Below are 23,532 nucleotides of genomic sequence, written 5' to 3'. Positions count from 1 at the left end.
ACTATGCTTCTCGCGTGCATTGCGCGCGGCCAGTAACTTGCCAAGGGGCCGACCATGAGGCTCGAACAATACGAAACGCGCGACCGCGCATATGGCGCATGGCACCGCGCTCCTTCGATTCGCCGATATTTGCAGGCGACCCAAGCCGAATCGCTGACGATGGTTGACCTCGATTCGGTGCTGTTCACGGAATACGACAACGGCGCCAAGGTTCCCTTGGCTCTGGTTGAAGTGGCTCGCGACATAGGACAGGAGAAGCCGGCCGGAGTGATACAGCATCTGGCGCAGCTTGCCGATGTGCCTGCCTATGTCGCGCTATACACACCATCCGATGCGGCGAATCCAGCGAACCCCAACTGGTCGGACATCATGGCTTTCCGCGTGAAGCGCTTGTGGCCCCGCCCCGAACCAGGCTGGCGCGTCCTCTCCCCGGCGCAATGGGCTCGCGCTCTGGTGCAGATCCGCGGGTGGCAGATGCGACGGTTCGAAGTGCAAGCTGCTGCGAACGACGACCGCTATTGACGGCGTGTTGGCTGTAGCATCGTGGTTTGCCCCTGCCTAGCTCGACGGGGCGAAGAGCCGGACACCTTCACCGGCCTGGCAGGGGCACCCCATTTGAAGGTTCGCACGTGAAGGTGTGCGGATGGCAAAGCCAAACTGGCCTCATTGGGCGAGCCGGAGTATGCAATTCTGGACGCCCGAACAGGCAATCTGCCTGTCGCTGAACATCGACCCTGACTCACCCATCCCCGAGCATCTGCGCGCCTCCTACGCGGAGCGCCTGCGTGAGCTGCAAGGCGCCATCGAAGTAAAGGACGACCTGCTGACGGTGCGGAATGGGAAGGTCGAGCGATTCGACTTCGTGTTTTGGGCGAGTCAGCGCGAACGATGGGACATGCCATGCGAGCTGTCCAGCATTGCGGTGGACGAACCGATTCCGGAGCAAGGCGCGCAAAACGCCGCCGAAATCCACGAGCACCGCTATCGGGCGGTCGGCGAGTATGCGCAAAGCGCGTCATTCGACGTGGCTGAATTAGATGCGTGGGCCACGGCGAACCGAGTCCCCGGCTCGTTTCGTACGCTGCTGACGCCGGACAGCGTTGGCGTGGGTCTCCCGTCCGTTCGCCGCTTTCAGCCCTGCTCATCCCTCTTGGTATTGATTGCATCGGCGTTCGTGCCGCCAGAGATGGAACCGCATGAAGCGCGGGAGAAATTGCTGGAGGCTGGCGATACCGGCGAATACCTAAATGCGGTCGGCCGATTGCGCGACCTAATCATGGAGCGTTACGAGCGCTTGCTACTGAACGCAGTCTTCGATGGCGAGCTCAGCCTGTACGACACGTTGACGTACACGAAGATTGATGTGACCGCGGCGCGGCGGCGCTACGAGGCGAACCCTGACGCCTATGTTCAGGCCGCGCCGGAGCCCGACATGGATGCCACACAAAAAGCGGACGCCGAAGCGTGCCCCGATAGATTCACCCTATATTGGCTCAATACGAAGCTTGACGAGGATGCCTCGTTTGCGGAGCAAGCACTGGCGGTACTTACCCGGACGAATGAGCGGAGGCCGAAAGTGCTTCGCGAGACCATCACGAAAGCGTCGGCAGCGAGCGCATTGGTCAATGAATGGCTGGTAAACCGAGATTTGCCTTGCTACCGACGCGGACGCGCAATTGATGACTTTGCCGCGGAAACCGTAGAGCCGGAAGCCACCGACCTGTCCGAGGCAATGGAGATCCTCGAAGATTCCATCGAACTACATCGAGACGATGTGGTGAGCCTGCTGCGGCGAGAGGGTATTGCGGTGCCGTCTTACTTGCTATGTGAAGCGCGGCACGTTCCTGGCGCGCCGACAGAGCGGCAACCTGACCGCGATGGCGAAACGGTCGAACAACGCCAAATACGCCGCTTGGCCCGTTTTCGTGAGCTGGGCGGGAAACTGAACAGGGTCGGCGCAGGCCAATGGCGGCTCGATGGAAGGCGCGGGGCACTTGCCACCTTGTCACGCGAGGAAAAGCAGGCTGGACGTGCGCGCCACGATGCCAGCGATGTACGTAAAGAGCTTCAGAAGGCCGCTGAGGCTGAAAATCGGGAGCAAATCGGGAGTTGATTCGGGAGGCTCCCGAAATACGAATCTATCAATGCCGAAGCATAAAGCCGAACACGGCGGAACCTTGGGCGTTGAAACGAATTCGGCACGTTGTCAACGTCTCAAGGCCAGCCGCGCGAGGCTAGCAATTGGACGTTGATATGACCACCATCCATAGCACTCCCACCAGCCTCACCGCGCGCCATATCGAGGCAGTTCTACCGACCGACGAAGCAGCCGCAGCGCTGAACCGCAAGCCACAGACCCTTCGCAAGTGGGCCTGCCTCGAAAATGGCCCACTCCGCCCTGTCCGTATCAACGGGCGCCTCGCTTGGCGTGTCTCAGACATCCAAGCATTGCTGAGCGGCGAGGTGGCGTAAATGGACAAGAAAAACGCCCGCCTACCGAAGCCGACGAGCGCGAACGAACATCGCAATTCTAACGGAGCCCTGCCTACACGCGTCAATACCGTCACAGCGTCGTTTCTGGCTGAACTGCTTGAGGGCAATGCACTGACCGGTATGGAGGCCGTGTTTCGCCAATCGACAACGAGAGCTGCCGCATGGGTGCACTACCTGGAAGGCAAATACGGGTGGACCATCGAGCGCCGCGAAATTGCAGACGGCACGAGCGACGGCCGCATCTCGTGGGTAACGCGCTACTGGCTCAGTGACGAATCCCGTGAGGCTGCGTTTGCTGGTGGCGCACGTGGATGGATTGACCGGGTGCAAGCCGCCGTCAGCAAGCGACGTGCGAATGCCGACGAGGTGAAAGCCCTGGCCGCTCGCATCAATGCACGGCGTGACATGCGAGGTGCCGCATGATGAATGGTCACGACGCCGCGCGCGCACGTGACGCCCTGTTCTCGCTCGATGCCGGGTGCCCGCGCAGTGAGTGGGTGAGCGCCGGCATGGCAGCGAAGGCAGCCGGCCTGTCCGAGGCTGATTTCCTCGAGTGGTCGGCGACCGGCGCCAATTTCGCTGGCGAACGTGACGCAAAGTCCGCCTGGAAGAGCTTTAAGCAGGATGGCGGTATTGGTCCGGCAACGCTGTTCAGAATGGCGATGGATGCCGGCTGGCGTGATATGCACCCGCGCAACGTCACGCCGGCGGCGCGCGTACCGGTCGCGAAGCCGTCGAACGTCGACACGCCCCGGAAGCCGCGCACCGACCTGGCCGCAACGTTTGACAGCTATCCGGCCGCAAGCGCCGACCATCCCTACATCGTTGCGAAACGCGGCACGCCGGACGGCCTACACGTGGTACCGAAAGACGACACGCTCACCATAGGCGGCCAGCGCGTCGCCGGCTGGCTGGCGGTGCCGGTTCGCTCGTTCGACGGCATGCTCTGCACGGTCCAATTCGTTCCGCCGCCGGGTGCCGGGAAGAAGCTCAACGCACCAGGCGCGTCGTTCAACGATGGCTTGTTCATGGTCGGCGACATTACACCGGATGGAACGCTATACGTATGCGAGGGCATCGGGCAGGCGTGGGCATGCGCCAAGGCGGACTATCACGCCGCCGCCGCGGTCACGTTCGGCTCTGGCCGCACTCGCCCCATCGCGAAGGTGCTGCACAAGCGGTTTCCGGCGGCGCGCATCGTCATCGTGCCGGACCGCGGCAAAGAGGCGGACGCCGAAGCCATCGCACGCGAACTTACAGGCGCGTGGGTCGAAATGCCCTCCGACAAGCCGGCGAACTATGACGCGAACGACTACGAGGCCGAGCACGGCATCGACGCACTGGCGGATCTTCTCCGCGCCGCCAAGACACCGCCGATGCGGTATCGGCTCCAATCGGCCGACGACCTGCTCACTGCGCCGCCTCTTCGCTGGATGGTTCAGGGCGTATTGCCCGCCTCCGGGTTCGCTGCCGTGTACGGGCCTTCTGGCTCCGGCAAATCATTCCTAGTGCTCGACCTCTGCACCGCCATCGCAGCGGGCACCGAATGGTTCGGGCGGCGCGCACATGCGGGTCCCGTGACCTACGTATGTCTCGAGGGCGAGGCGGGCCTAAGCAAGCGGGCACGCGCATGGAACGCGCATCGCGGAATGCCACTGCCGGACCGCTTGAACTTCGTCACCCAGCCGCTCGACTTGCGCCAGCCTGAAGACGTTGCCGACCTATGCGCGGCTGTCTTGGCCGCCGGCGGCCGCGATGGATTGCTGGTCATTGACACGTTGAATCGTGCAGCCCCTGGCACGGACGAGAATTCGAGTGTCGACATGGGCCACCTCATCGAAGCGTGCAAGGAGGCGCAGCGCCGGCTTGGCGGCGTGGTGTTGCTCGTCCATCACACCGGCAAGGATGGCACGAAGGGGCTCCGCGGTCATAGCAGCCTGTACGCCGCGCTCGACGCAGCCATTGAGGTTTCACGCACCGATGCCCGCAGGGAATGGAGCGTCGCCAAGAGCAAGGACGACGCCGACGGTGGGCGCAATGCGTTCGCTCTACGCGTGGTTGAGCTGGGTGACGACGAGCACGGCGAACCGGTTACCTCGTGCGTTGTCGAGCCCGACGAGAGCACCAAGGAGGTAGCGCGCGTGAAGCTTCCGCAAGGTGGCAACCAGCGCATCGCATTAGACGCCCTCGCCGAACCTCTGCGCCAGTCCCAGGACTTCGGTAAAGGCGACGCGCCACCGACGCACCCTTGCATCGAAATTGAGGCGGCTGTCCGGTTGGTGGCGTCAAGCCTGACCTGCGAGCCACGAAAGCGTAACGAGCGTGCCAGGGCTGCCGTAACCGGCCTTGTCGCAAACGGAGTCTATGGCTCCAAGGACGGCTGGCTATGGCGCAAGTAACCCACCTTCCCGCCCATCCCGGAGTCCGTCCCGTTCCCGCCCGTATCTATATATACGGAGCGGGAGAAAACGGGACCCAGAAACTCCCGAAACGGGACAAAACGGGACATTTCGGGAATCAGAACCGCGAAGGATCCGCGCTAGCGTGGACATGTATCGGCAACTCGGGCGGCGATAGCTGCCTACTGGAGGTGAAAGATGATTGATGGCCTGGTGAGCGGGAAGCTTTACGGGACAGCGGCAAGCCGGACGGGTCAGAGCGGCACGCAGTTTGTGACTGCCAAGGTCCGCGCCGCCGTGGGCGACGGCGAAGCGCTGTTCGTGAACGTGATTGCGTTCGTGGGTGATGCGCAATCTGCCCTGCTGGCGCTCAATGACGGCGATTCCGTGGCACTGGCCGGTTCCCTCACGCCGAAGGTATGGACCGACAAGCACGGTAACGCAAAGCCGGCGCTCGACATGGTGGCGCACGCGGTACTGACCGCCTATCACGTGAAGCGCAAGCGCGCCGCCGTGCAGGGCGACGGTAACGGAACCGAGCGTACCGGCCGCCGACCGGCAAACGGCGCCGAACAGGCGAAGCGGATGTATGGCAACGGGCCTGGCGACATGCAGGATGACCTGTAACACCGCCTCTAAAGTAGAGAGAAATAGTGAAACCCTGAGCGCTTTTCGCGCTTACACGATAGTAAGGAGAACTCTGATGACGCTCCCCGCATCGCCACCGCTGTCCATGTCGCAAATCGCAGCCGAACTTGGCCGCACCTTGCCGCTCTCGCTGCTCGATTCATGGGTGCTCGCGCTGGCCGGCAAGAGCGGCGCACCGGTCAGCTTCAGCGATTTGCTCGGCAAGACCGGACGCTTCGATGGAGCCTTGACGGGTCAAGGCAGCGGATCTCTCGTCTTCGTGAATTTCCCGGCATCGACACCGTTTTTCGACATTGCTCTGGTTTCGCTGGTACAGGACGCAACGCCGCACACGGTTCTGACGACTTCGGCTGCATCGGCATATTGGTCCGGGAATATAAGGGCTATCAACAACACGACAGGCATCAGCGTTGTCATGTCGAAATTCAGCGCAACGCAATGGGTGGCACCATCGGCTCCCGCGAACCTGATACGAAGCGGCCATACCGACAACTTCACGATATTGCCCTCCGCCTAATGGGCGGGAAGATGGCCCGATTGCCTTGACTGAGAACAGACCAAAAACAGGCGGCGCGCTGTCTGCTTCAACAGGCGAAAACAGGCGGCGCGTTTGGCTGGTAACAGCCAAAAAACAGCCAAACAGCGGCGCCCCCTTCGCTCAGGGTAGCGGGACAACAGCAAACGCTGAACTCTGGTTCGATGCTTTGAAAAAATATCAAAGGAAATCAAACGCCGGATAGAGTTAGCCTGCAAAAAGCTTTCAGCATCAATTGGTTGGCACAGCGGAACGGAATCATTCTCGGACAGATACGCGTGCGCGAGAGGGGAATTTTCCGAGTCCATAAAAAGGCCACGAGTTTTCGGACCAATACGCGCGTGCGCGCGCGAGGCGCATGACCACGATAAGTTATTGGTAAAAAACCGGTCGATACCGTGGGAGCGCCCATAGGTGCTGTCCGGCTCCGAAGTTACGGCCCGATACGGGAAGCTACCCGCCTTTACCCGAATGCGCGACGCAAGAAGCGAGCGAGGAAGGGTTCAACATCGGGGCTGCGAGAGCCCTACCCTGGCCTTTTCTTGCGGAATCCGCGGCGGATCCAGCCGACCGCGAGGAAGAGGGTTCCCACTGTCCCACTTACCCATCCAACAATCGAAACTGACGCAGCTAGCGCGGCATCCTTTGCCGCCGCTATCGAGTCGCCCGTCTTCTGAGCCTCCCGCTGAGCAAACTGCTCTCGAGGCCCATCGGTACCTGCGCAGAGTCCAGCAAACGGGTCAACCTGCCTCGCGCTTGTTGCGGATGCAGCCGGGACAGGCGGTAGCCCGGTCTGTGCAGACTGCTGCTCGATGTATTCGCCGAACGATGAACTACCCGGTGGTGCAGACTTCGAAGCGCTTGAATCGCGCCGGCAGCTGTCGTAGAAGCTGAGCGCGTTCTCGTAATCGGTTTTGGCTCGTCGCTCAGCATAGCGGACGCTATCGGCGTAAATCCAACCCGCCAGTACGCTCACCAGAATTGTGAGCACCACCCAAATACGAGTCCAGCCACCCATATCGGTCCCCTTGCTTCGTTCGTCTTTTACGCGGATGGTAGCCGATGGCGGGCGAGTTGCGTCGGTAGCCGGGCTGACCTCTCCGACGTTAGAGAAGAGTCATGCAGGCGGCGCGACCTCTCCGACCTTTCGAGCACACGATTGCAGTGACGCGGGGAGTCGCGATTGACGAAATCCGGTTACACCACGGTTACACGAGAGCGAACATGACGGTCGAGACTGGAGAGAACTACAGCTAAGTGCTTGATTTTACTGGCCCGCCCTACACGATTCGAACGTGTGACCTACGGCTTAGAAGGCCGTTGCTCTATCCAACTGAGCTAAGGGCGGTCGAGGGGAAAAGACACGGCCACACGACCCGGGCCGCATTCGACGCGAAAGACCTCGAGCACGGTACGGCACAAACCGGACTCAAAGCCGCGAAAACGAAACGGGCCCGGCATGAAGCCGAGCCCGAAATTATACCCGATCATCGCGTCATATCATGTGCGACGCGCGACCGGCGCCGCCACCCTCAAACCGGCTGCGGATGCAGCATGAACCACCCAAGGCAAAACACCCCGGCAATCACGCAATACAAGCCGAACGAAGCCAGCCGCCCGCGCCCTTCGAAATAGCGCATCAAGAACCGCACGCTCAGATAAGCGGCAATCGCCGTCAGCACGCCACCGAGCAGCGCATCCGCGAGCTGGTCGCGCGCATGGAACAGCTTCGGCAGTTCGAGCACGCCCGCCGCGAAAATGATCGGTGTGCCGAGCAGGAACGAAAACTCCGCCGCCTTCTCCGCCGTCAGCCCGGCCGCGTTACCGGCGATCATCGTCAGCCCGCTGCGCGAGAAACCCGGAATCAGCGCGCCGATCTGCGCGAGGCCCACGAAGAACGCCTGCTTGAACGTCATCTTCTCGGGCGGCTGGTGCGCACGGCTGCGCTGGATCCGATCGCCGACCCACAGCAGCACGCCGTTGATGATCAGCGCGATCGCGACGATCCGCAGGTCGTGGAACACGCGCTCGATGCGCTTCTCGAGCAGCAGACCGACGATCCCTGTCGGGATCGTGCCGATGATCAGCGCCCACATCAGGTGCCCGTCGTCGTTCTTGCGGCCGCCGAGCTGCGCGAAGAAGCCGCTGATCAGCGCGATCCAGCGCGCCCGGAAATACCACAGCAGCGCGAGCGCGGTGCCGAGGTGCAGCGCGACGAGGAACGGCAGCAACTGCGGCGCGTGCTTGTCGATGTGCATGCCGAACAGCGCGGGCACGAGCAGCGTGTGGCCGAGACTGCTGACGGGGAAGAGTTCGGTGACGCCCTGCAGGACGCTCAGGAATACCAGAAACCAGAGACTCACGCGTCGGTCCTTTTAGTGGTGATCAATCGGGTAGAAAAGCGGACGATGCATCGCGCGTCCGAAAAAACGCGCCCCGATTATGCCCAGCCAGGATTACTGCGCCAAGGCATTTGGCCGGTTATTGCGGCAATGCACACAAACGCTTGCAATTTGTAAGCGCCCGGAAAGCAAAAAGCCCGCCATTTGCATGGCGGGCCTTTCGATTCCGGCAGAAATTGCCGTCAGCGGCCGAGCTGATAGAAAAACAATACCGTGCTGCCGGTAAACATGCCGAACAGTGCGATTCCCATTGCCATTGCCAGATCCATGGCCCCCTCCACGAAGTGTCATGACCCGGCAACATCACCGGTTTACAGGCATTATCCAGACCGTCGGCAGTCTGAAAAACTCGCGATTTCCCGAGAAGGGTTTTCCCCGACCGCGTCGCGGCCCGATAATGGAGCGCGCCATCGCGCACCCCGCCCACCCGTTCATACCGATTCGCCATGCCGATCTTCCAGCAGCACGACATTCATGAACTTCACGCCGGCCCGTCGCTCGTCCGGGTCGCCCCGCAATTCGGCGGTCGCCTGCTGTCGTGGCACGTCGACGGCGAGCCGGTCATTTTCTGGCCGGAAGCAGCCGACTGGAGCAACCTCGCACGCGTGCGCGGCGGCAACCCGCTGCTGTTCCCGTTCCTCGGCCGCCATCGCGTCGACGGCGAACTGGGCCGCTGGCGCGATGCCGCCGGCGTGGTCCGCGACCTGCCGATGCACGGTTTCGCGCGCGACCTGCCGTTCGCGGCACAACCGTCGGCCGACGGCGCCGCGCTGTCGATGACGCTCGATGCGAACGACGCGCTGCGCGACAGCTATCCGTTCGATTTCCGGTTCGAGACGACCTACCGGCTCGCCGACGCCCACACGCTCGACGTCGCGCTCACCACGACCAATCGCGGCGACACGCCGCTGCCCTACTACGCGGGCCACCATTTCTACTTCGCGCTGCCGCACGGCGAGCGCGCGCAAACCACGCTCGAACTACCGCCGACGCGCCGCTGCATGCAGCGCGCCGATGGCTCGATCAGCCCGCTCGAGCCCGGCGAAGCATCGTACAGTCTCGGCGATCCGGACATTCTCGACCGCTTCCACTGCCTCGACGGCGCGCCTTCCACGCCGGTGCGCATCGTGATGCCGGGTCGCCGCCGCACGATCGAGATCGCGCTCGACGTCCCGGGCTCGATCCCGTGGTACGCGGTCACGACCTGGACGGAAAAACCGGAATCGGACTTCTACTGCGTCGAGCCGTGGCTCGGCCTGCCGGACGCGATCCACAACGGCCTGGGGCTTCGCATGCTCGCACCGGGCGAGACCGAAACGGCGACGCTGCGAATTCGCGTGCTGCCGCTCGCCGGCTGACGTCGGCCACACCGGGCGAACCGGTGCGCGCCGGGCGCGCCAGCGGCCCGAAACTGCGGTGCTCGGGTCGAACCCGTTAAAATCGGACGTTTTGTATCGCCTGCCGCGTCGCGCGCGGCAGGGTTTTGCGAGGTTCAATGTTCGGAACAACAACGAAGCGGCTCGTCGCGGCCGCCTGCGCCGCGCTGCTCGTCGCGTGCGGCTCCGCGCCCGTCGGCCCGGGTTACTACCGCGTCGAGCGCGGCGACACGCTCTACAAGATCGCGCGCGAGAATCGCACGTCGATGGCGAACATCGTGCGCTGGAACCAGATCACGAATCCCGACGCGATCGAGGTCGGCCAGGTGCTGCGCATCGCGCCGCCGCCCGGCACGACGACCGCGTCGACCACCGGCACCGGCAGTGCGGGCCGCAGCCGCCCCGCGCCTTCCGCGCCGGTCGAATCGGCCGTCAAGCCGGCCACCAGCATCGCGCTGATCTGGCCGGCCGCCGGCAACGTCGTGCGCAGCTTCGACGGCTCGAAATCGAAGGGCATCGATATCGCGAACGCCACGGGCACCCCGGTGCTGGCCGCCGCGCCGGGCACCGTCGTCTATGCGGGCAACGGGTTGCGCGGCTACGGCAACCTGATCATTCTCAAGCACAATGCCGATTACCTGACGGCCTACGCGCACAACCGTGCGCTGCTCGTGAAGGAAGGCCAGTCGGTCGCGCAGGGGCAGACGATCGCGGAGATGGGCAGCAGCGACAGCGATCGCGTCGCGCTGCATTTCGAACTGCGCTACGGCGGCCGCTCGATCGATCCGGCACGCTACCTGCCGGCGCGCTGAGCTCGCCACCGCAGAACGAGGACGACACGCGATGCCGGCATGCATCGCATGTCGTCGCGAGAGACATCGGGAAGGTTGTGTCAGCGCTTGCGCAGACGGCCGGTGAACCGGCCGGACAATGGATCGACGCGGCTGGCAAACGCCACCAGCGCACCGATTCCAAACAGGCTGAACCCCGCAGCTATCAGAAGCAAATCCATGGTCACATCAGTGTTTTGTCATGATCTTATGCGTCATAGCGGAATCGTGCACTGAGCCCCTCCGTTGCACGAGTCCGCACATTCCCCTATCCATCAGACGCCATTGTGGTTTCGGTCGCGTGAAATGCCGATGTAATCGATCGACCGATGCCGACGATCGACACCAAGGAGACTCGCGATGCTGCCCGCCGCCGACCGCTACGACAACCTCCTCTCCCGCTTCGCGTGGGACGTTCCGGCCCGCTACAACATCGGCGTGGACGTGTGCGACAAGTGGGCCGACGGCAGCGGACGGCTCGCGCTGATTCACGAAACGACGCAAGGCGACGTGTCCCGCCTCACGTTCGACGACCTGAGGAATATTTCTAATCGTTTCGCGAACAGCCTCGCACGGACGGGTTTGCAACGTGGCGACCGGATCGCGATCTTTCTCGCGCAGGGTCCGGAAACGGCGATCGCCCATCTCGCGGCGTACAAGCTCGGCGCGATCGCGGTGCCGCTATTCACGCTGTTCGGTGCCGACGCGCTCGAATACCGGCTGGCGAACAGCGAAGCCGCCGCGCTCGTTACCGACGCGGCCGGTTACGCGAAGATCGCGCCGCTGCGCGCGCGGCTGCCCGCGCTGCGCACATGCTACTGCATCGGCGACGATGTGCCCGATGCGCCCGGCGTGCTGCCCTTCGACGCCACACTCGCCGCCGAATCGCCGGATTTCGTGCCGGCGGACACCGCCGCCGACGACCCGGCGGTAATCATCTACACGTCCGGGACGACCGGGAAGCCGAAAGGCGCGCTCCATGCGCATCGCGTGCTGCTGGGCCACCTGCCGGGCGTCGAGATGTCGCAGCAATGCTTCCCGCGCGACGCACGCCTGTTCTGGACACCGGCCGACTGGGCATGGATCGGCGGGCTCCTCGACGTGCTGCTGCCATCATGGCACCACGGCGTGCCCGTGCTTGCGCGCCGCTTCGAGAAGTTCGACGGCGAAGCCGCGTTCGCGCTGATGGCGCGGCATGGCGTGACCCACGCATTCCTGCCGCCGACCGCGCTCAAGCTGATGCGCGCAGTACCCGCGCCGCGCGAGCGCCACGTGCTGGCGCTGAAATCGGTCGCGAGCGGCGGAGAATCGCTCGGCACCGAGTTGACGGCCTGGGGACGCGACGCGCTCGGCGTGACGATCAATGAGTTCTACGGACAGACCGAATGCAACATGGTGCTGTCGTCGTGTGCGGCGCTGTTCGATGCGCAGCCCGGTGCCATCGGCAAGGCCGTGCCCGGACACGCAGTGGCGATCGTCGACGAGCAAGGCAGGCCGCTACCGCCCGGCGTCGAGGGGCGCATCGCGGTGCGCCGCCCGGACCCGGTGATGTTCCTCGAATACTGGCGCAATCCCGCCGCGACGCGCGACAAGTTCGCGGGCGACTACCTCCTCACCGGCGACACCGGCATCATCGACGGCGACGGCTTCGTGCGCTTCGTCGGCCGCGACGACGACGTGATCACGAGCGCCGGCTACCGGATCGGCCCGGGGCCGATCGAGGACTGCCTGCTCACGCACCCGGCGGTGCGGATGGCGGCCGTCGTCGGCGTGCCCGACCCGACGCGCACTGAAATCGTCAAGGCGTTCGTCGTGCTGAATCCCGGTCATGTCGGCGACGACGCGCTCGTGCAGGCGCTGCAGGCCCACGTGCGCACGCGCCTGGCCGCGCACGAGTACCCGCGCGCGATTGCATTCGTCGACGGCCTGCCGATGACGGCAACCGGCAAGATCGTGCGCCGCGCGCTGCGCGACGCGTGAACCGGGCGCGCGCCGCCGCGCCGGACAGCCGCGCGCCCGGATGGTTTATAGTGGCGCCCACGCAGTCTTTTCAGCACACCACCGATGTCCTCCGACCAACACGAATCCGCCGCGGGCGCGTCGCACAGCCCGCTGTACGCCAAACTCCTCGGCGAAACCGCCAAGATCGACTGGTGCGATCTCGAGCGCTTCTTCGCGCAAGGCAAGCTGCTGTCCGTCGCACGCGATCTCGATCTCGTCAGCGTCGCGGAAGCGATCGCCGGCGACGACGCCGACCAGGTCACGCGCTGGCTGTCGTCCGGTCTCGTCGCGCGCATGCCGGCGGAAACCGCTGCCGATTTCGCGGCGCGCAATCCGGAGCTGTGGGCGGTCGTCGTGTCGCCGTGGGTGTGCGTGCAAGAACGCGCCTGACGCGTTCGCCATGTCCGAATCCGCATTACCGCATGGGGCCGGCACCGGATCGGCCGTCGTCTCGCACCGGCGCGTCCTCGCGCTCGCCTTCCCGATCGTCCTTGCGAACCTGACCCAGCCGATCCTCGGCGCGGTCGACACTGCCGTCGCCGGCCACCTCGACGGTGCGCAGTATCTCGGCGGCGTCGCGCTCGGCGGGCTGTTCTTCAACTTCGTGTTCTGGGGCTTCGGTTTCCTGCGCATGGGCACGACCGGTCTCGTCGCGCAGGCGCATGGCGCGGGCGATGCCGCCGGCATCCGGCTCAACGTGCTGCGCGCGCTGATCGTCGCGTTCGCGCTCGGCGCCGCCGTGCTCGCGCTGCAGGTGCCGCTGCTGTCGTTCGCGCTGACCGCGCTGGGCGGCAGCGACGCCGTCCGCGCGACGGCGCTGGCCTATGGCCGCGCACGCATCTGGAGCGCGCCGTTCGCGCTCGCGAACTACGTCGTGCTCGGCTACCTGCTCGGCGCACAGCGCGTGCGGCTCGCGCTCGTCACGCAGGTCTTCATCAACGCGGTAAACATCGGTGCCGTGCTGTTGTACGTGTACGGCTTCGGCTGGGGTATCGCCGGGATCGGCGCGGCAACCGCGACCGCGGACGCGTGCGGCTTCGCGCTCGGCGCATGGATGCTATGGCAACTGCGCCCGCGCGGCCTTGCGCCGCTGGCCGCGGGTGCGTTGGCGGATCGTGCGGCGCTCAAGCGGCTGATCGCGCTCAATCGCGACATCTTCCTGCGCACGCTGTGCCTGCTCGGCGCATTCGGCTGGTTCGCGCACCTGGGCGCCACGCAGGGTGACGCGACGCTCGCGGCCAACGCATTGCTGCTGAATTTCCAGACCTTCATGGCTTACGGGCTCGACGGCTTCGCGCATGCGGCCGAGGCACTCGTCGGCGCCGCGGCCGGCGCGCGCGATCGCACCGCATTCCGGCAGGCCGTACGGGTCACGCTGCTGTGGTCCGCGCTCGGCGCGCTGCTGTTCGCGCTCGTCTACTGGGCGGCCGGCGGCTGGATCGTCGCACGGCTGACCGACCAGGCGGGGATCCGCGCGGTCGCGCTGCAATACCTGCCGTGGGCGGCAATCTCGCCGATCGTGTCCGTGTGGGGGTTCCTGCTCGACGGCGTGTTCATCGGCGCGACGCAGACGCAGTCGCTGATGCGCGCGATGGTCGTGTCGTTCGCGATCTTCATTGCCGCGACGCTGGCGGCTGTCGGCCCGTTCGGCAACCACGGGCTGTGGTTCGCGCTGCTGCTGTTCATGGTCGCGCGTGGCGCGATGCTCGCGCGCTACTTGCCGGCGCTGACGCGGCGGATCGGCGCCGACGCACCCGCAGCGGGCACCTGACGGCCGCGCAGGCAGGCCGGCTTCGTTATTGCGCGGGTGCCGACGGCGCCGGCTCACCGAGCATCGACGGCGGCGTCATGTCGGTCGGCACGCCGTGATAATCGGCCGGATCTTGTGGCGGGGGGCCGCGACGAGCCTGGCGGGGATCGCCGGAACAGCCGGCGAGAATGGACGCGGCCAGCACGGCCAGCATGAAACGGGTCATCGATGAGGCTCCGGAAAACGGCGCGCCCATCGCGCGCCGGGACCGCGCCGAGTCTAGCGGAATTCCGGGTTAGGGGTTGTCCCGCGCATGTTCTACCATGTAGCAGATGGCGCTGTGCCGTTGAAAGGAGGCTGCCATGTCGTCTGAAGAGATCGCCGGCCTGATCGGCCTGTTCATCGGTCTGATGGTGCTCGTCGCCCTGTCTTATTTCGAGTCGCGCGAATACAAGCGCAGCCATGGCGGCGAAGGAATGATCCATCACTGGATGGCCGAACACCACCTGCTCGACTGGCGTCGCAAGCACTAGGCGAGCCAGCCCTGCGGTCCGGGCCGCCTGAGCGGCCCGCCCGAAACGTGCGCTTGCCTGCACGCGGGTCTGCGCACGTTGTCCAAAGTAACAGGGCCAGATACAACGACCTCCCCGGAACGAACAAACGCCGTCGAGCGGCAGTCTGCCGCGCGACAGCGTTCGCGTGCGTGCGCGCCGAGCAGCGCGCCCCGATCAGGATGGCTCAGCCCAGAAAGTGCCGGGCGTAGCGGGCGTTGATGTCCGACAGCCGGAACAGCGTCAGGAAGTCCGCGCAGTTGAAGTCGGGATCCCACGCCGGCGCACCGCAAATCTTCGCACCAAGACGCAGGTAGCCCTTGATCAGCGGCGGCGGTGCGACGACGGTGCCCGTCTGCAATTCGTCGACCGGCAGCGCCGTATGAGGGAACGCGCGGTATTCCGGTGCCGTCAGCGAGTTGGCCGGCAGCGACTGATACAGGTTCGCCGCATAGTGCCCGCCGTCGGCCATCGACACGCTCGCGCAGCCGAGCATCGTCTCGTAGCCGTTCTGCATCATGTACGCGCCGAGACCGCCCCAGAGCGCCATGATGACGGCGCCGCTGCGGTAGTCGCTGTGCACGCACGAGCGGCCGACCTCGACCATCTTGCCGCGCAGGTGCGTAAGGCGGGACAGGTCGAATTCGCCTTCGGCGTACAGACGGCCGACACGCGCGGCCTGGTGCGGCGGCAGCACACGGTACGTGCCGACCACCTTCAGCGTATCGAGATCGCGCACCAGCAGATGATCGCAATAGGCGTCGAACGGATCGACGTCGAGACCGGACGGACCGCTGACCTGCGCGCCCATCTCGTCGGCGAACACGGTGTAACGCAGGCGCTGGGCCTCGCGCAGTTCGTCTTCCGTGCGCGCCCAGGCGGCACGCAGCCGGTACTCGGATGTGACGGTTTCAGCAGCGCGCGGCAGGTGACGCCGCGACGTGTCGAGGGGAAGCGAGGCAAAGGGGAGCGTAGGCGTCGGCAGTTCTCGCATTAGGCTTTCCTGATCGTAAGGAATAGGACGACATGCCAGCCAATGTAGTAACCGGTCGTTACCGTTCTGTGGCACGACCGTGTCCTTTCAATGACGTGTCGCCGAATTGACTTTAGCAGAAAGCCTGCGAAACCGTATGATCAATGCCTTCAAACCGCTTCAGACAAGGTCCGGCGTCAATACCGCGCGCAGCACGGCCTGACGGTTGCCGTCGCGCGTGCGGCTCGCGAGCCACACGATACCGCCCTTCTTGACGCTCCAGCTATCGTCGTTGCCGGCGATCAATTGCGCCGCGACGCTGCCGAGCGTCGGCTGGTGCCCGACGATCACGACCGTCGGCGCGATGCCGTCGGGCCACCCGGCGGCCGCCAGCACGTCGTCGACGCTGCCCCCCGGCGCAAGCGCATCGATGGTCCGGTACTGGTCCGTCAGCGCCTCGACGGTCTGTACCGTGCGCGCCGCCGGGCTCGCCAGGATCACGCTGCTCGACTCGAGCCGGCCGCGCAGCCATTTGGCCATGGCCTGCGCTTCCTTGCGCCCGCGAGCCGTCAACTGGCGTGCGAGGTCGCTCGCCGCGTAGTCTTCGGCTTCGGCGTGGCGCCACAGGATCAGGTTCATCATGATGTCTCTCCATGCTTCGACGAATGATCCGGCCGCACACCCGCGGGCCGGACGATCACGCTTCGAATTGTCGCCAATCGTGAGCGGTTCGTGATGATATGCGCCGTACGCAAAACGTGATTGACCCGGTTACCCATTAGACGATAGAATCTTTGGCTCGTCGGAGCGTAGCGCAGCCTGGTAGCGCATCTGATTTGGGATCAGAGGGTCGTAGGTTCGAATCCTATCGCTCCGACCACGAGATACACGACAAGGGTTGCAAGCCATCGCGCTTGCAGCCCTTTTTCGTTTGGTCCGCCACCGGTGCCACTGCCCGCAGCCCGCGCACGAAAATTGCGGGAACACGCGATAATGTCCGCGACCAACCCGCAATCGCGCATGAAAAACGACGTATTCAAGACCGCCCTGTTCGGCGCGCTGCTCGCAATCGGCATCCTCGGCGCGCCCGGCGTCGCATCGGCCAAGCCGCTCGACGACGCGCTCGACTGCCATTCGAACGGCCACAAGTTCGTCGCGCCGCTGCTTGCAGCAGGCGACATCCAGTCGGAGCCGATGCACGTCGAATCGAATTCGGTGAACGCATTCCGCACGAACCATCCGCTGACCGCCTACGGCTTCGGCGTCTATGTCGTGCTCGGTTACCAGGCGAACGATCCGATTTTCCAGTCCGGCGACGGCACGCCGATCGGCGACTGGGCATACGGCGTCGTGGTGCGCGGCACGAAGAACGCGGTCGAACAGGCCGTGCGCAAGGCCGGCAGCGACGCGACCGTCAAGCAGGCATTCCCGTTCCTGACCGCGATCGTGTGCTCGGACTGAGCGCGCCGTAAGGCAGCCTAGCGGCGCGTCACGCGCCCGTATAAACCACACGGTACGGAATGCCGACCTTCTCCCACTCGGCCGCTTCCTGGCTGAGGCTGTAATCGGTCAGCGGGTTCTGCTCGACCCATGCGCTCGGCAGGCGCACTTCATACCCGCCCTTCTTCATCTGCGACACGGAAATGTCCGGCAGCCCGGCATCGGTCCGGCGCCGGCAAAGCAGCGCCGCGAGCCGCAGGCAGAACAACAGCGGCCATTCGACGTCGCGCGCCTGCGACAGCTTGCCGAGCTTGCCCGCATGCCCGAGCACGAGCGCAGCAAGGCGCGCCTGGTCGGTGCGCGAGAAACCCGGCATGTCGGCGTTGCTCGCGATATAGGCCGAATGCTTGTGATACGAGCTGTGCGAAATCGACAAGCCGATCTCGTGCAACGCGGCGGCCCAACCGAGGAACATCCGGCCTTCCTCGCGTTCTTCGTCGTCGGATTCGTCGAGCTCGTCGTAGAACCGCACCGCGAGCGCACCGATGCGCCCGGCCTGCGCGCGATCGACGCCGTAGCGGCGCGTGAAGCCCTCGACGGTCACCGCGCGCATGTCCTCGTGCTGGGTCCGGCCGAGCAGGTCGTACAGCACGCCGAGACGCAGCGCGCCGTCGGTGGTATCGACATAGTCGACCCCGAGTTCCTCGAATACCGCGAGCATGATCGCGAGGCCGCCGGCGAGCACCGGCACGCGATCGGGCTTCAGCGCGATCAGCTTCAGCCGGTTCACGTTCTCGGACTTGATCAGCGCGCGCTTCAGGCGTTCGAGCCCGCCGCGCGATATGCCGTGCGTGATGCCCGCGTCGTTGAAGCCGTTCGCCTCGACGAGTTCCGCGAGCGCACGCGCGGTGCCGGACGAACCGATCGCCTGGTCCCATCCGGCCTTCTTGTATTCGCTGGAAATGATCTGGATCTCGCGCTTGGCCGCGAGTTCGGCCTGCCGCATCGTGTATTCGTCGACGTTGCCGGCCGGGAAGAACGCGCGGCTATGGCTCACGCAGCCGATATAGAGGCTCTCCATCACGATCGGCGTGTAGTGCGAGCCGATGATGAATTCCGTCGAGCCGCCGCCGATATCGACGACGAGCCGCTTGCCCGCGCTCGCCGGCACCGAATGCGCGGCGCCCGCGTAGATCAGGCGCGCCTCTTCGCGGCCCGCGATCACTTCGATCGGGAAACCGAGCGCCGCTTCGGCCTCGCCGAGAAATTCGCCCGCATTCTTCGCGACGCGCAGCGTGTTGGTCGCCACCGCGCGCACATGATCGGGATGGAAATCGCGCAGGCGTTCGCCGAACCGCTTGAGCGCCTCCCAGCCACGCTCCTGCGACGCGCGATCGAGCATCTTGTCGCTCGACAGGCCCGCGGCCAGTCGAACGGGCTCGCGCAGCGCATCGACGGGATAGATCTGGCTGCCCGCCGGCGTTTCCTCGACGCGCCCGACGATCAGCCGAAAGCTGTTCGAGCCGAGATCGACGGCAGCCAGCAAGTGGGGGGATGTAACCATCAGAAGGGGGCTCCGTGCGCGTTCGCCCGCGGCAGCCGGTCCGGCCACGCTGGACGATCAATCAAAGGCGACATTTTAAGCGTGGAACGCTTGCCGTTGCCACGCTTCACGGGCATGTACACGGGTAGATTGTATATGGCCGAAACATTTATGAGACGAAACGGTTCAGGCGTAGAATTTCCCGATATAAAGACATTATCGTCATCAGCACGTCATCGTACCGTGAGAGTTTCCGAGCGTCCTTTCGAATCATCGCCCGAATCATCCCCTACTCTGCCGATGTCCGTCCGTTATCCGCTTCTCAATCGTGAACTCGGCATCCTCGGTTTCAACGAGCGCGTGCTGGCCCAGGCGGCTGACCCACAGATCCCGTTGCTCGAGCGCCTGCGCTTCATCTGCATCACGAGCAGCAACCTCGACGAGTTTTTCGAAGTCCGGATGGCCGGCCTTCAGGAACAGATCCGCGACAACCCCGGCGCGCTGACGCCCGACGGCATGTCGCTGCAGCACGCTTACGACCTCGTCGTCGAGCGCGCGCAACGGCTCGTGCACCGGCAATACACGATGCTTCACGAAACCGTGCTGCCCGCGCTCGAACAGGAAGGCATCTACTTCCACGCGAGCGACACGTGGAACGAAGAACAGCTCGAATGGGCGCGCCGCTACTTCCTCGACGAACTGCTGCCGGTGCTGACGCCGATCGGCCTCGATCCCGCGCACCCGTTCCCGCGCGTGCTGAACAAGAGCCTGAACTTCGTCGTCGAACTCGAGGGCCGCGACGCGTTCGGCCGCCAGGCGGTGATGGGCATCGTGCAGGCGCCGCGCGCGCTACCGCGCGTCGTGCGCATGCCGCAGGCGCTGTCGGGCTTCGAGCACGGGTTCGTGCTGCTCAGCTCGTTCATGCAGCGCTTCGTCGGCGAACTCTTCCCGCAGCTGGTCGTGAAAAGCTGCAACCAGTTTCGCATCACGCGCAACAGCGAGCTCTTCGTCGACGAGGACGAAATCACCAACCTGCGCGTCGCGCTGCAGGGCGAACTGCCCGCGCGGCACCTCGGCAACGCGGTGCGGCTCGAAGTATCGGCCGACACGCCGGCGCATATCGTGCGGCGCCTGCTCGAGGAAAGCCTGCTCGGCGAGAAGGACTGCTATCGCGTGGCCGGCTCCGTGAACCTCGTGCGGCTGATGCAGATTCCCGATCTCGTCGATCGCCCCGACCTGAAGTTCTCGCCGTTCACCGCATCGATCCCGCCCGCGATCGTCAACGCGCCGACGATGTTCGACGCGATCGACGACGGCGACATCCTGCTGCACCACCCGTACGAAAGTTTCCAGCCGGTGCTCGAACTGCTGCAGCAGGCCGCGAAAGACCCGAGCGTCGTCGCGATCAAGCAGACGATCTACCGCACCGGCACCGATTCGCCGCTGATGGACGCGCTGATGGAAGCCGCGCGCAACGGCAAGGAAGTGACCGTCGTCGTCGAGCTGCTCGCGCGCTTCGACGAGGAAACCAACATCAACTGGGCGTCGCAGCTCGAAGCCGTCGGCGCGCACGTCGTGTACGGCGTGGTCGGCCACAAGTGCCACGCGAAGATGATGCTGATCGTGCGGCGCGTCGTGCAGAACGGCAAGGCGTCGCTGCGCCGCTACGTGCATCTCGGCACCGGCAACTATCACCCGCGCACCGCCCGCCTCTACACCGACTTCGGGCTGATGACGGCCGACCAGAAGATCTGCGAGGACGTCCACCACGTCTTCCAGCAACTGACCGGGATCGGTGGCGAGCTCACGCTGCACGAGCTGTGGCAGTCGCCGTTCTCGCTGCATCCGCGCATCATCGAATCGATCCGCGCGGAAATCGACAATGCGCGTGCCGGCAAGCGCGCGCGCGTGGTCGCGAAGATGAACGCGCTGCTGGAGCCGTCGGTGATCGCCGCGCTGTACGAAGCGTCGCAGGCCGGCGTCAAGGTCGACCTGATCGTGCGCGGAGTGTGCGCGCTGAAGCCCGGCGTGCCGGGGCTGTCGGACAACATCACGGTGCGCTCGATCGTCGGGCGCTTCCTCGAACACCACCGCATTTACTATTTCCACGCGGACGGCGCCGAGGACGTCTATCTGTCGAGCGCCGACTGGATGGACCGCAATCTGTTCCGCCGCGTAGAAGTCGCGTTCCCGATCCGCGAGCGCAAGCTGAAGCGCCGCGTGATCGCCGAAGGGCTGTCGGTTTGCCTCGGCGACAACCAGTCGGCCTGGCAGATGCTCAGCGACGGCCACTACCGCCGGCGTCGCGCGGGCAAGACGATCCGCAACGCGCAACTCGGGCTGCTCGCGAAGTTCTGTTCGTAGACACGGGGCGGCGCGCGGGTTCGCGTATCGCATCACCAAACGAAAAAGCACAGCCCGGGGGCTGTGCTTTTTCGTTTGCGGCGGGATGCCGACGTGAGGCACCCGATTTGCGTCATGCGCTCATGCCTCGAACGTCGCCGGCCGGATCGCGATGATCCGCGAGGCCGGGAAGCGTGCGGTGAACGTGCTGCCGCGTCCTTCCTCGCTCTGCACGTACAGGTGCGAGTCATGCCGCTGCAGCACGTGCTTGACGATCGCGAGGCCGAGCCCCGTGCCGCCCGTATCGCGCGAGCGGCTGCGGTCGACGCGGTAGAAGCGCTCGGTCAGCCGCGGCAGGTCGGCGGCCGGGATGCCGAAGCCGCTGTCGGTAACGGAAAACACGCCTTGCGCGCCCTCGCGCCGCCACGACACGAGAATCTTGCCGCCGTCCGGCGTATAACGGATCGCGTTCGTCACGAGATTCGCGAATGCACTGAACACTTCGGTCTGCGCGCCCGTGACGCCGAGTGTCTCGTCGATCGTGAACGCGATCTCATGATGCCCGTTCGACAACGTCCGCGCATCCTCCTTCAGATGATCGAACACGGCACGCATGTCGATCGCATGATCCGTCGGCGGCTTGCTTTCGCCCTCGAGCTTTGCGAGCACCAGCAGATCGGTGACGATGTGCCGCATCCGCGACGCCTGCTGCTCCATCATCTCGAGATAGCGCGCGCGATCTTCCTCGTTCAGCGGCAGTTCGCGCATCGTCTCGAGGAAGCCCGACAGCACGGTGAGCGGCGTCTTCAGTTCGTGCGACACGTTCGCGACGAAGTCGCGCCGCATCGCGTCGGTCCGCTCGAGCTCCGTGATGTCCTGCGTGAGCAGCAGCTTGCGGTTCTCGCCGTACGGGAACACCTGCACTTCCAGCACGTTCTGTCGCGAGTCGCCCATCCCGCGCATCACCAGCGTCTCGTCGTAATGCTGCGCATTCAGGTAGCGCACGAACTCCGGATGACGAACCAGATTCGTGATGTGCTGGCGCAGGTCGCGCTTCGCGTCGAGGCCGAAATGCACCTCGGCGATCGCGTTGCACCACTCGATCTGATCATGGTCGTCGAGCATCGCGACGCCGTTCGGCGACGCCTGGATCGCCTGGATGAAGCGCGAATGCTGCTGCTCGACCTGCCGCACCTGCGCATGCCACTGCTTCGCGAGCTTGTGCAGCCGGTAGTAGATTTCACCCCAGATGCCCGGTGCGCTCGGCACCTCGCCGTAGACGGGCGCATCGAGCAGACGCCACAGGCGTTGCGTATGGAAGGTGCTGAAGAAGCCCTGCGCGACCAGCATCACGACCGCGAACCCGAGGCCCGCGATCGGGCCGGCGAACACGCCGACCAATACGCTGATCAGCACGAGCAGCATGAGCGACACGAGAAAGCGCGCCCAGATGATGTTCATGATTCAGCGCCCGAAAGAATGAACGGCATGCCGTGGCACACGGCATGTCCGGATACGTTACGCGTGCTTGGCGAGCCGGTAGCCGCTGCCGCGCACGGTCTCGATCATCGCATCGCAACCGGCCGGTTTCAAGGCCGCGCGCAATCGTTTGATGTGGACGTCGACGGTGCGCTCTTCGACGAACACGTGATCGCCCCAGACCTGATCGAGCAGTTGCGTGCGGCTGTGCACGCGCTCCGGATGCGTCATGAAGAAATGCAGCAGGCGGAATTCGGTCGGGCCGAGGTCGAGCTTGATCTCGCTGCCGTCGCCGTGCGCGGCGACCCGGTGCGTGGCCGGGTCGAGGCGCAGCCCGTTGATCGACACGACGTCCTCGGTCAGCTGCGGCGCGCGGCGGCGCAGCACGGCCTTGATGCGCGCCATCAGTTCCTTCGGCGAGAACGGCTTCGTCACGTAGTCGTCCGCGCCGATCTCGAGGCCGAGCACCTTGTCCTGCTCGTCGCCGCGCGCAGTCAGCATGATGATCGGGATGTGCTTGGTCCGTTCGTTGTTGCGCAGGTCGCGCGCGAACGCAATGCCGGACTTGCCCGGCAGCATCCAGTCGAGCAGCACGAGATCGGGCAGCACGTCGCTGATCAGGTTCTGCGCCTGCTCGGCGTTGTACGCGCGGATCGGGCAGTGACCGGCATGCTGGAGATTCACCGAGATCAGTTCGGAAATCGCGGGCTCATCTTCGACGACGAGAATGTTGCTGGGCATCGGCACCTCTGTTCTTCCTTACGGAGTC

At 64.8% G+C, this 23,532-nt stretch carries 22 protein-coding genes and 2 tRNA genes; 16 read left to right on the top strand and 8 right to left on the bottom strand.

Going from position 1 to position 23,532, the window contains the following annotated elements:
- Positions 1 to 54: 54 nt before the first annotated feature.
- From ACV22W_RS29885 to ACV22W_RS29855, 7 genes are all read left to right on the top strand, one after another.
- Positions 55 to 522, top strand: coding sequence for a hypothetical protein (locus tag ACV22W_RS29885; RefSeq protein WP_448023014.1), 468 nt, complete (start codon positions 55 to 57; stop codon positions 520 to 522).
- Positions 523 to 682: 160 nt separating this feature from the next.
- On the top strand, positions 683 to 2,113 hold the full coding sequence (locus tag ACV22W_RS29880; protein ID WP_448023013.1) for a hypothetical protein: 1,431 nt from the start codon (positions 683 to 685) through the stop codon (positions 2,111 to 2,113).
- Positions 2,114 to 2,253: 140 nt separating this feature from the next.
- Positions 2,254 to 2,472, top strand: coding sequence for a helix-turn-helix domain-containing protein (locus ACV22W_RS29875; RefSeq protein WP_333985489.1), 219 nt, complete (start codon positions 2,254 to 2,256; stop codon positions 2,470 to 2,472).
- Complete coding sequence (locus ACV22W_RS29870; RefSeq protein ID WP_448023012.1) at positions 2,473 to 2,916, top strand: helix-turn-helix domain-containing protein; 444 nt, start codon at positions 2,473 to 2,475, stop codon at positions 2,914 to 2,916.
- A complete protein-coding gene (locus ACV22W_RS29865; protein WP_448023011.1) occupies positions 2,913 to 4,892 on the top strand; it encodes an AAA family ATPase in 1,980 nt (659 codons plus the stop codon). The genes ACV22W_RS29870 and ACV22W_RS29865 overlap by 4 nt, the downstream gene beginning before the upstream one ends.
- A gap of 198 nt (positions 4,893 to 5,090) precedes the next feature.
- Positions 5,091 to 5,519, top strand: a complete 429-nt coding sequence (locus ACV22W_RS29860; RefSeq protein WP_448023010.1) for a single-stranded DNA-binding protein — start codon at positions 5,091 to 5,093, stop codon at positions 5,517 to 5,519.
- Between the two features lie 76 nt (positions 5,520 to 5,595).
- Positions 5,596 to 6,057 carry a hypothetical protein gene (locus ACV22W_RS29855; protein WP_448023009.1) on the top strand — a complete coding sequence of 154 codons (462 nt, stop codon included), beginning with the start codon at positions 5,596 to 5,598 and terminating at the stop codon, positions 6,055 to 6,057.
- A 1,289-nt stretch (positions 6,058 to 7,346) separates the two neighbouring features.
- Here the strand turns inward: ACV22W_RS29855 and ACV22W_RS29850 are convergent.
- Both ACV22W_RS29850 and ACV22W_RS29845 read right to left on the bottom strand, forming a co-directional pair.
- Positions 7,347 to 7,423: transfer RNA gene (locus ACV22W_RS29850), tRNA-Arg, on the bottom strand.
- Between the two features lie 184 nt (positions 7,424 to 7,607).
- A complete protein-coding gene (locus ACV22W_RS29845) occupies positions 7,608 to 8,438 on the bottom strand; it encodes an undecaprenyl-diphosphate phosphatase (RefSeq protein ID WP_448023008.1) in 831 nt (276 codons plus the stop codon).
- Positions 8,439 to 8,923: 485 nt separating this feature from the next.
- On the opposite strand from ACV22W_RS29845, the gene ACV22W_RS29840 reads away from it, so the two are divergent.
- The 5 genes from ACV22W_RS29840 (at position 8,924) to ACV22W_RS29820 (ending at position 14,455) form a co-directional block, all read left to right on the top strand.
- Positions 8,924 to 9,835 carry an aldose epimerase family protein gene (locus tag ACV22W_RS29840; protein ID WP_448023007.1) on the top strand — a complete coding sequence of 304 codons (912 nt, stop codon included), beginning with the start codon at positions 8,924 to 8,926 and terminating at the stop codon, positions 9,833 to 9,835.
- A gap of 137 nt (positions 9,836 to 9,972) precedes the next feature.
- Positions 9,973 to 10,665, top strand: a complete 693-nt coding sequence (locus ACV22W_RS29835; RefSeq protein ID WP_448023006.1) for a peptidoglycan DD-metalloendopeptidase family protein — start codon at positions 9,973 to 9,975, stop codon at positions 10,663 to 10,665.
- A 378-nt stretch (positions 10,666 to 11,043) separates the two neighbouring features.
- The gene (locus ACV22W_RS29830) at positions 11,044 to 12,663 is read left to right on the top strand and encodes an acyl-CoA synthetase (protein WP_448023005.1); all 1,620 of its coding nucleotides are present in this window, start codon (positions 11,044 to 11,046) and stop codon (positions 12,661 to 12,663) included.
- Positions 12,664 to 12,747: 84 nt separating this feature from the next.
- Complete coding sequence (locus tag ACV22W_RS29825) at positions 12,748 to 13,074, top strand: DUF2288 domain-containing protein (protein WP_059523428.1); 327 nt, start codon at positions 12,748 to 12,750, stop codon at positions 13,072 to 13,074.
- A gap of 10 nt (positions 13,075 to 13,084) precedes the next feature.
- Entirely contained in the window at positions 13,085 to 14,455 is a 1,371-nt protein-coding gene (locus ACV22W_RS29820) for an MATE family efflux transporter (RefSeq protein ID WP_448023004.1), read from the top strand.
- A gap of 25 nt (positions 14,456 to 14,480) precedes the next feature.
- Here ACV22W_RS29820 and ACV22W_RS29815 read toward each other — a convergent pair whose 3' ends face one another.
- Positions 14,481 to 14,660 carry a hypothetical protein gene (locus ACV22W_RS29815; RefSeq protein WP_448023003.1) on the bottom strand — a complete coding sequence of 60 codons (180 nt, stop codon included), beginning with the start codon at positions 14,658 to 14,660 and terminating at the stop codon, positions 14,481 to 14,483.
- Positions 14,661 to 14,796: 136 nt separating this feature from the next.
- Between ACV22W_RS29815 and ACV22W_RS29810 the strand changes: the two genes are divergently transcribed.
- Complete coding sequence (locus tag ACV22W_RS29810; RefSeq protein ID WP_162840567.1) at positions 14,797 to 14,967, top strand: hypothetical protein; 171 nt, start codon at positions 14,797 to 14,799, stop codon at positions 14,965 to 14,967.
- Between the two features lie 205 nt (positions 14,968 to 15,172).
- Here ACV22W_RS29810 and ACV22W_RS29805 read toward each other — a convergent pair whose 3' ends face one another.
- Entirely contained in the window at positions 15,173 to 15,979 is an 807-nt protein-coding gene (locus ACV22W_RS29805; RefSeq protein WP_059523434.1) for a GNAT family N-acetyltransferase, read from the bottom strand.
- A 159-nt stretch (positions 15,980 to 16,138) separates the two neighbouring features.
- A complete protein-coding gene (gene sixA, locus ACV22W_RS29800; protein ID WP_448023002.1) occupies positions 16,139 to 16,600 on the bottom strand; it encodes a phosphohistidine phosphatase SixA in 462 nt (153 codons plus the stop codon).
- 161 nt (positions 16,601 to 16,761) lie between these two features.
- On the opposite strand from sixA, the gene ACV22W_RS29795 reads away from it, so the two are divergent.
- Together ACV22W_RS29795 and ACV22W_RS29790 are read left to right on the top strand one after the other, a co-directional pair.
- A tRNA-Pro gene (locus tag ACV22W_RS29795) sits at positions 16,762 to 16,838 on the top strand.
- A 140-nt stretch (positions 16,839 to 16,978) separates the two neighbouring features.
- The gene (locus tag ACV22W_RS29790; RefSeq protein WP_448023001.1) at positions 16,979 to 17,419 is read left to right on the top strand and encodes a hypothetical protein; all 441 of its coding nucleotides are present in this window, start codon (positions 16,979 to 16,981) and stop codon (positions 17,417 to 17,419) included.
- A gap of 28 nt (positions 17,420 to 17,447) precedes the next feature.
- Here ACV22W_RS29790 and ppx read toward each other — a convergent pair whose 3' ends face one another.
- Entirely contained in the window at positions 17,448 to 18,962 is a 1,515-nt protein-coding gene (gene ppx / locus ACV22W_RS29785) for an exopolyphosphatase (protein ID WP_448023000.1), read from the bottom strand.
- Between the two features lie 279 nt (positions 18,963 to 19,241).
- Between ppx and ppk1 the strand changes: the two genes are divergently transcribed.
- Positions 19,242 to 21,305 (top strand): polyphosphate kinase 1, encoded by a 2,064-nt coding sequence (gene ppk1, locus ACV22W_RS29780; protein ID WP_059815721.1) that lies wholly within the window; start codon positions 19,242 to 19,244, stop codon positions 21,303 to 21,305.
- 120 nt (positions 21,306 to 21,425) lie between these two features.
- On the opposite strand, the gene phoR is transcribed toward ppk1, so the two are convergent.
- Together phoR and phoB are read right to left on the bottom strand one after the other, a co-directional pair.
- On the bottom strand, positions 21,426 to 22,745 hold the full coding sequence (gene phoR, locus ACV22W_RS29775; protein WP_448022999.1) for a phosphate regulon sensor histidine kinase PhoR: 1,320 nt from the start codon (positions 22,743 to 22,745) through the stop codon (positions 21,426 to 21,428).
- A gap of 57 nt (positions 22,746 to 22,802) precedes the next feature.
- Positions 22,803 to 23,504: a phosphate regulon transcriptional regulator PhoB gene (gene phoB, locus ACV22W_RS29770; RefSeq protein WP_006750313.1), complete on the bottom strand. Its 702-nt coding sequence runs from the start codon at positions 23,502 to 23,504 to the stop codon at positions 22,803 to 22,805.
- Positions 23,505 to 23,532: the final 28 nt, after the last annotated feature.

This window comes from Burkholderia sp. AW49-1 (genome assembly GCF_053427845.1).
The sequence above is the reverse complement of the archived record's forward strand: the minus strand, read 5'-3'. Positions and strand labels throughout refer to the sequence as shown.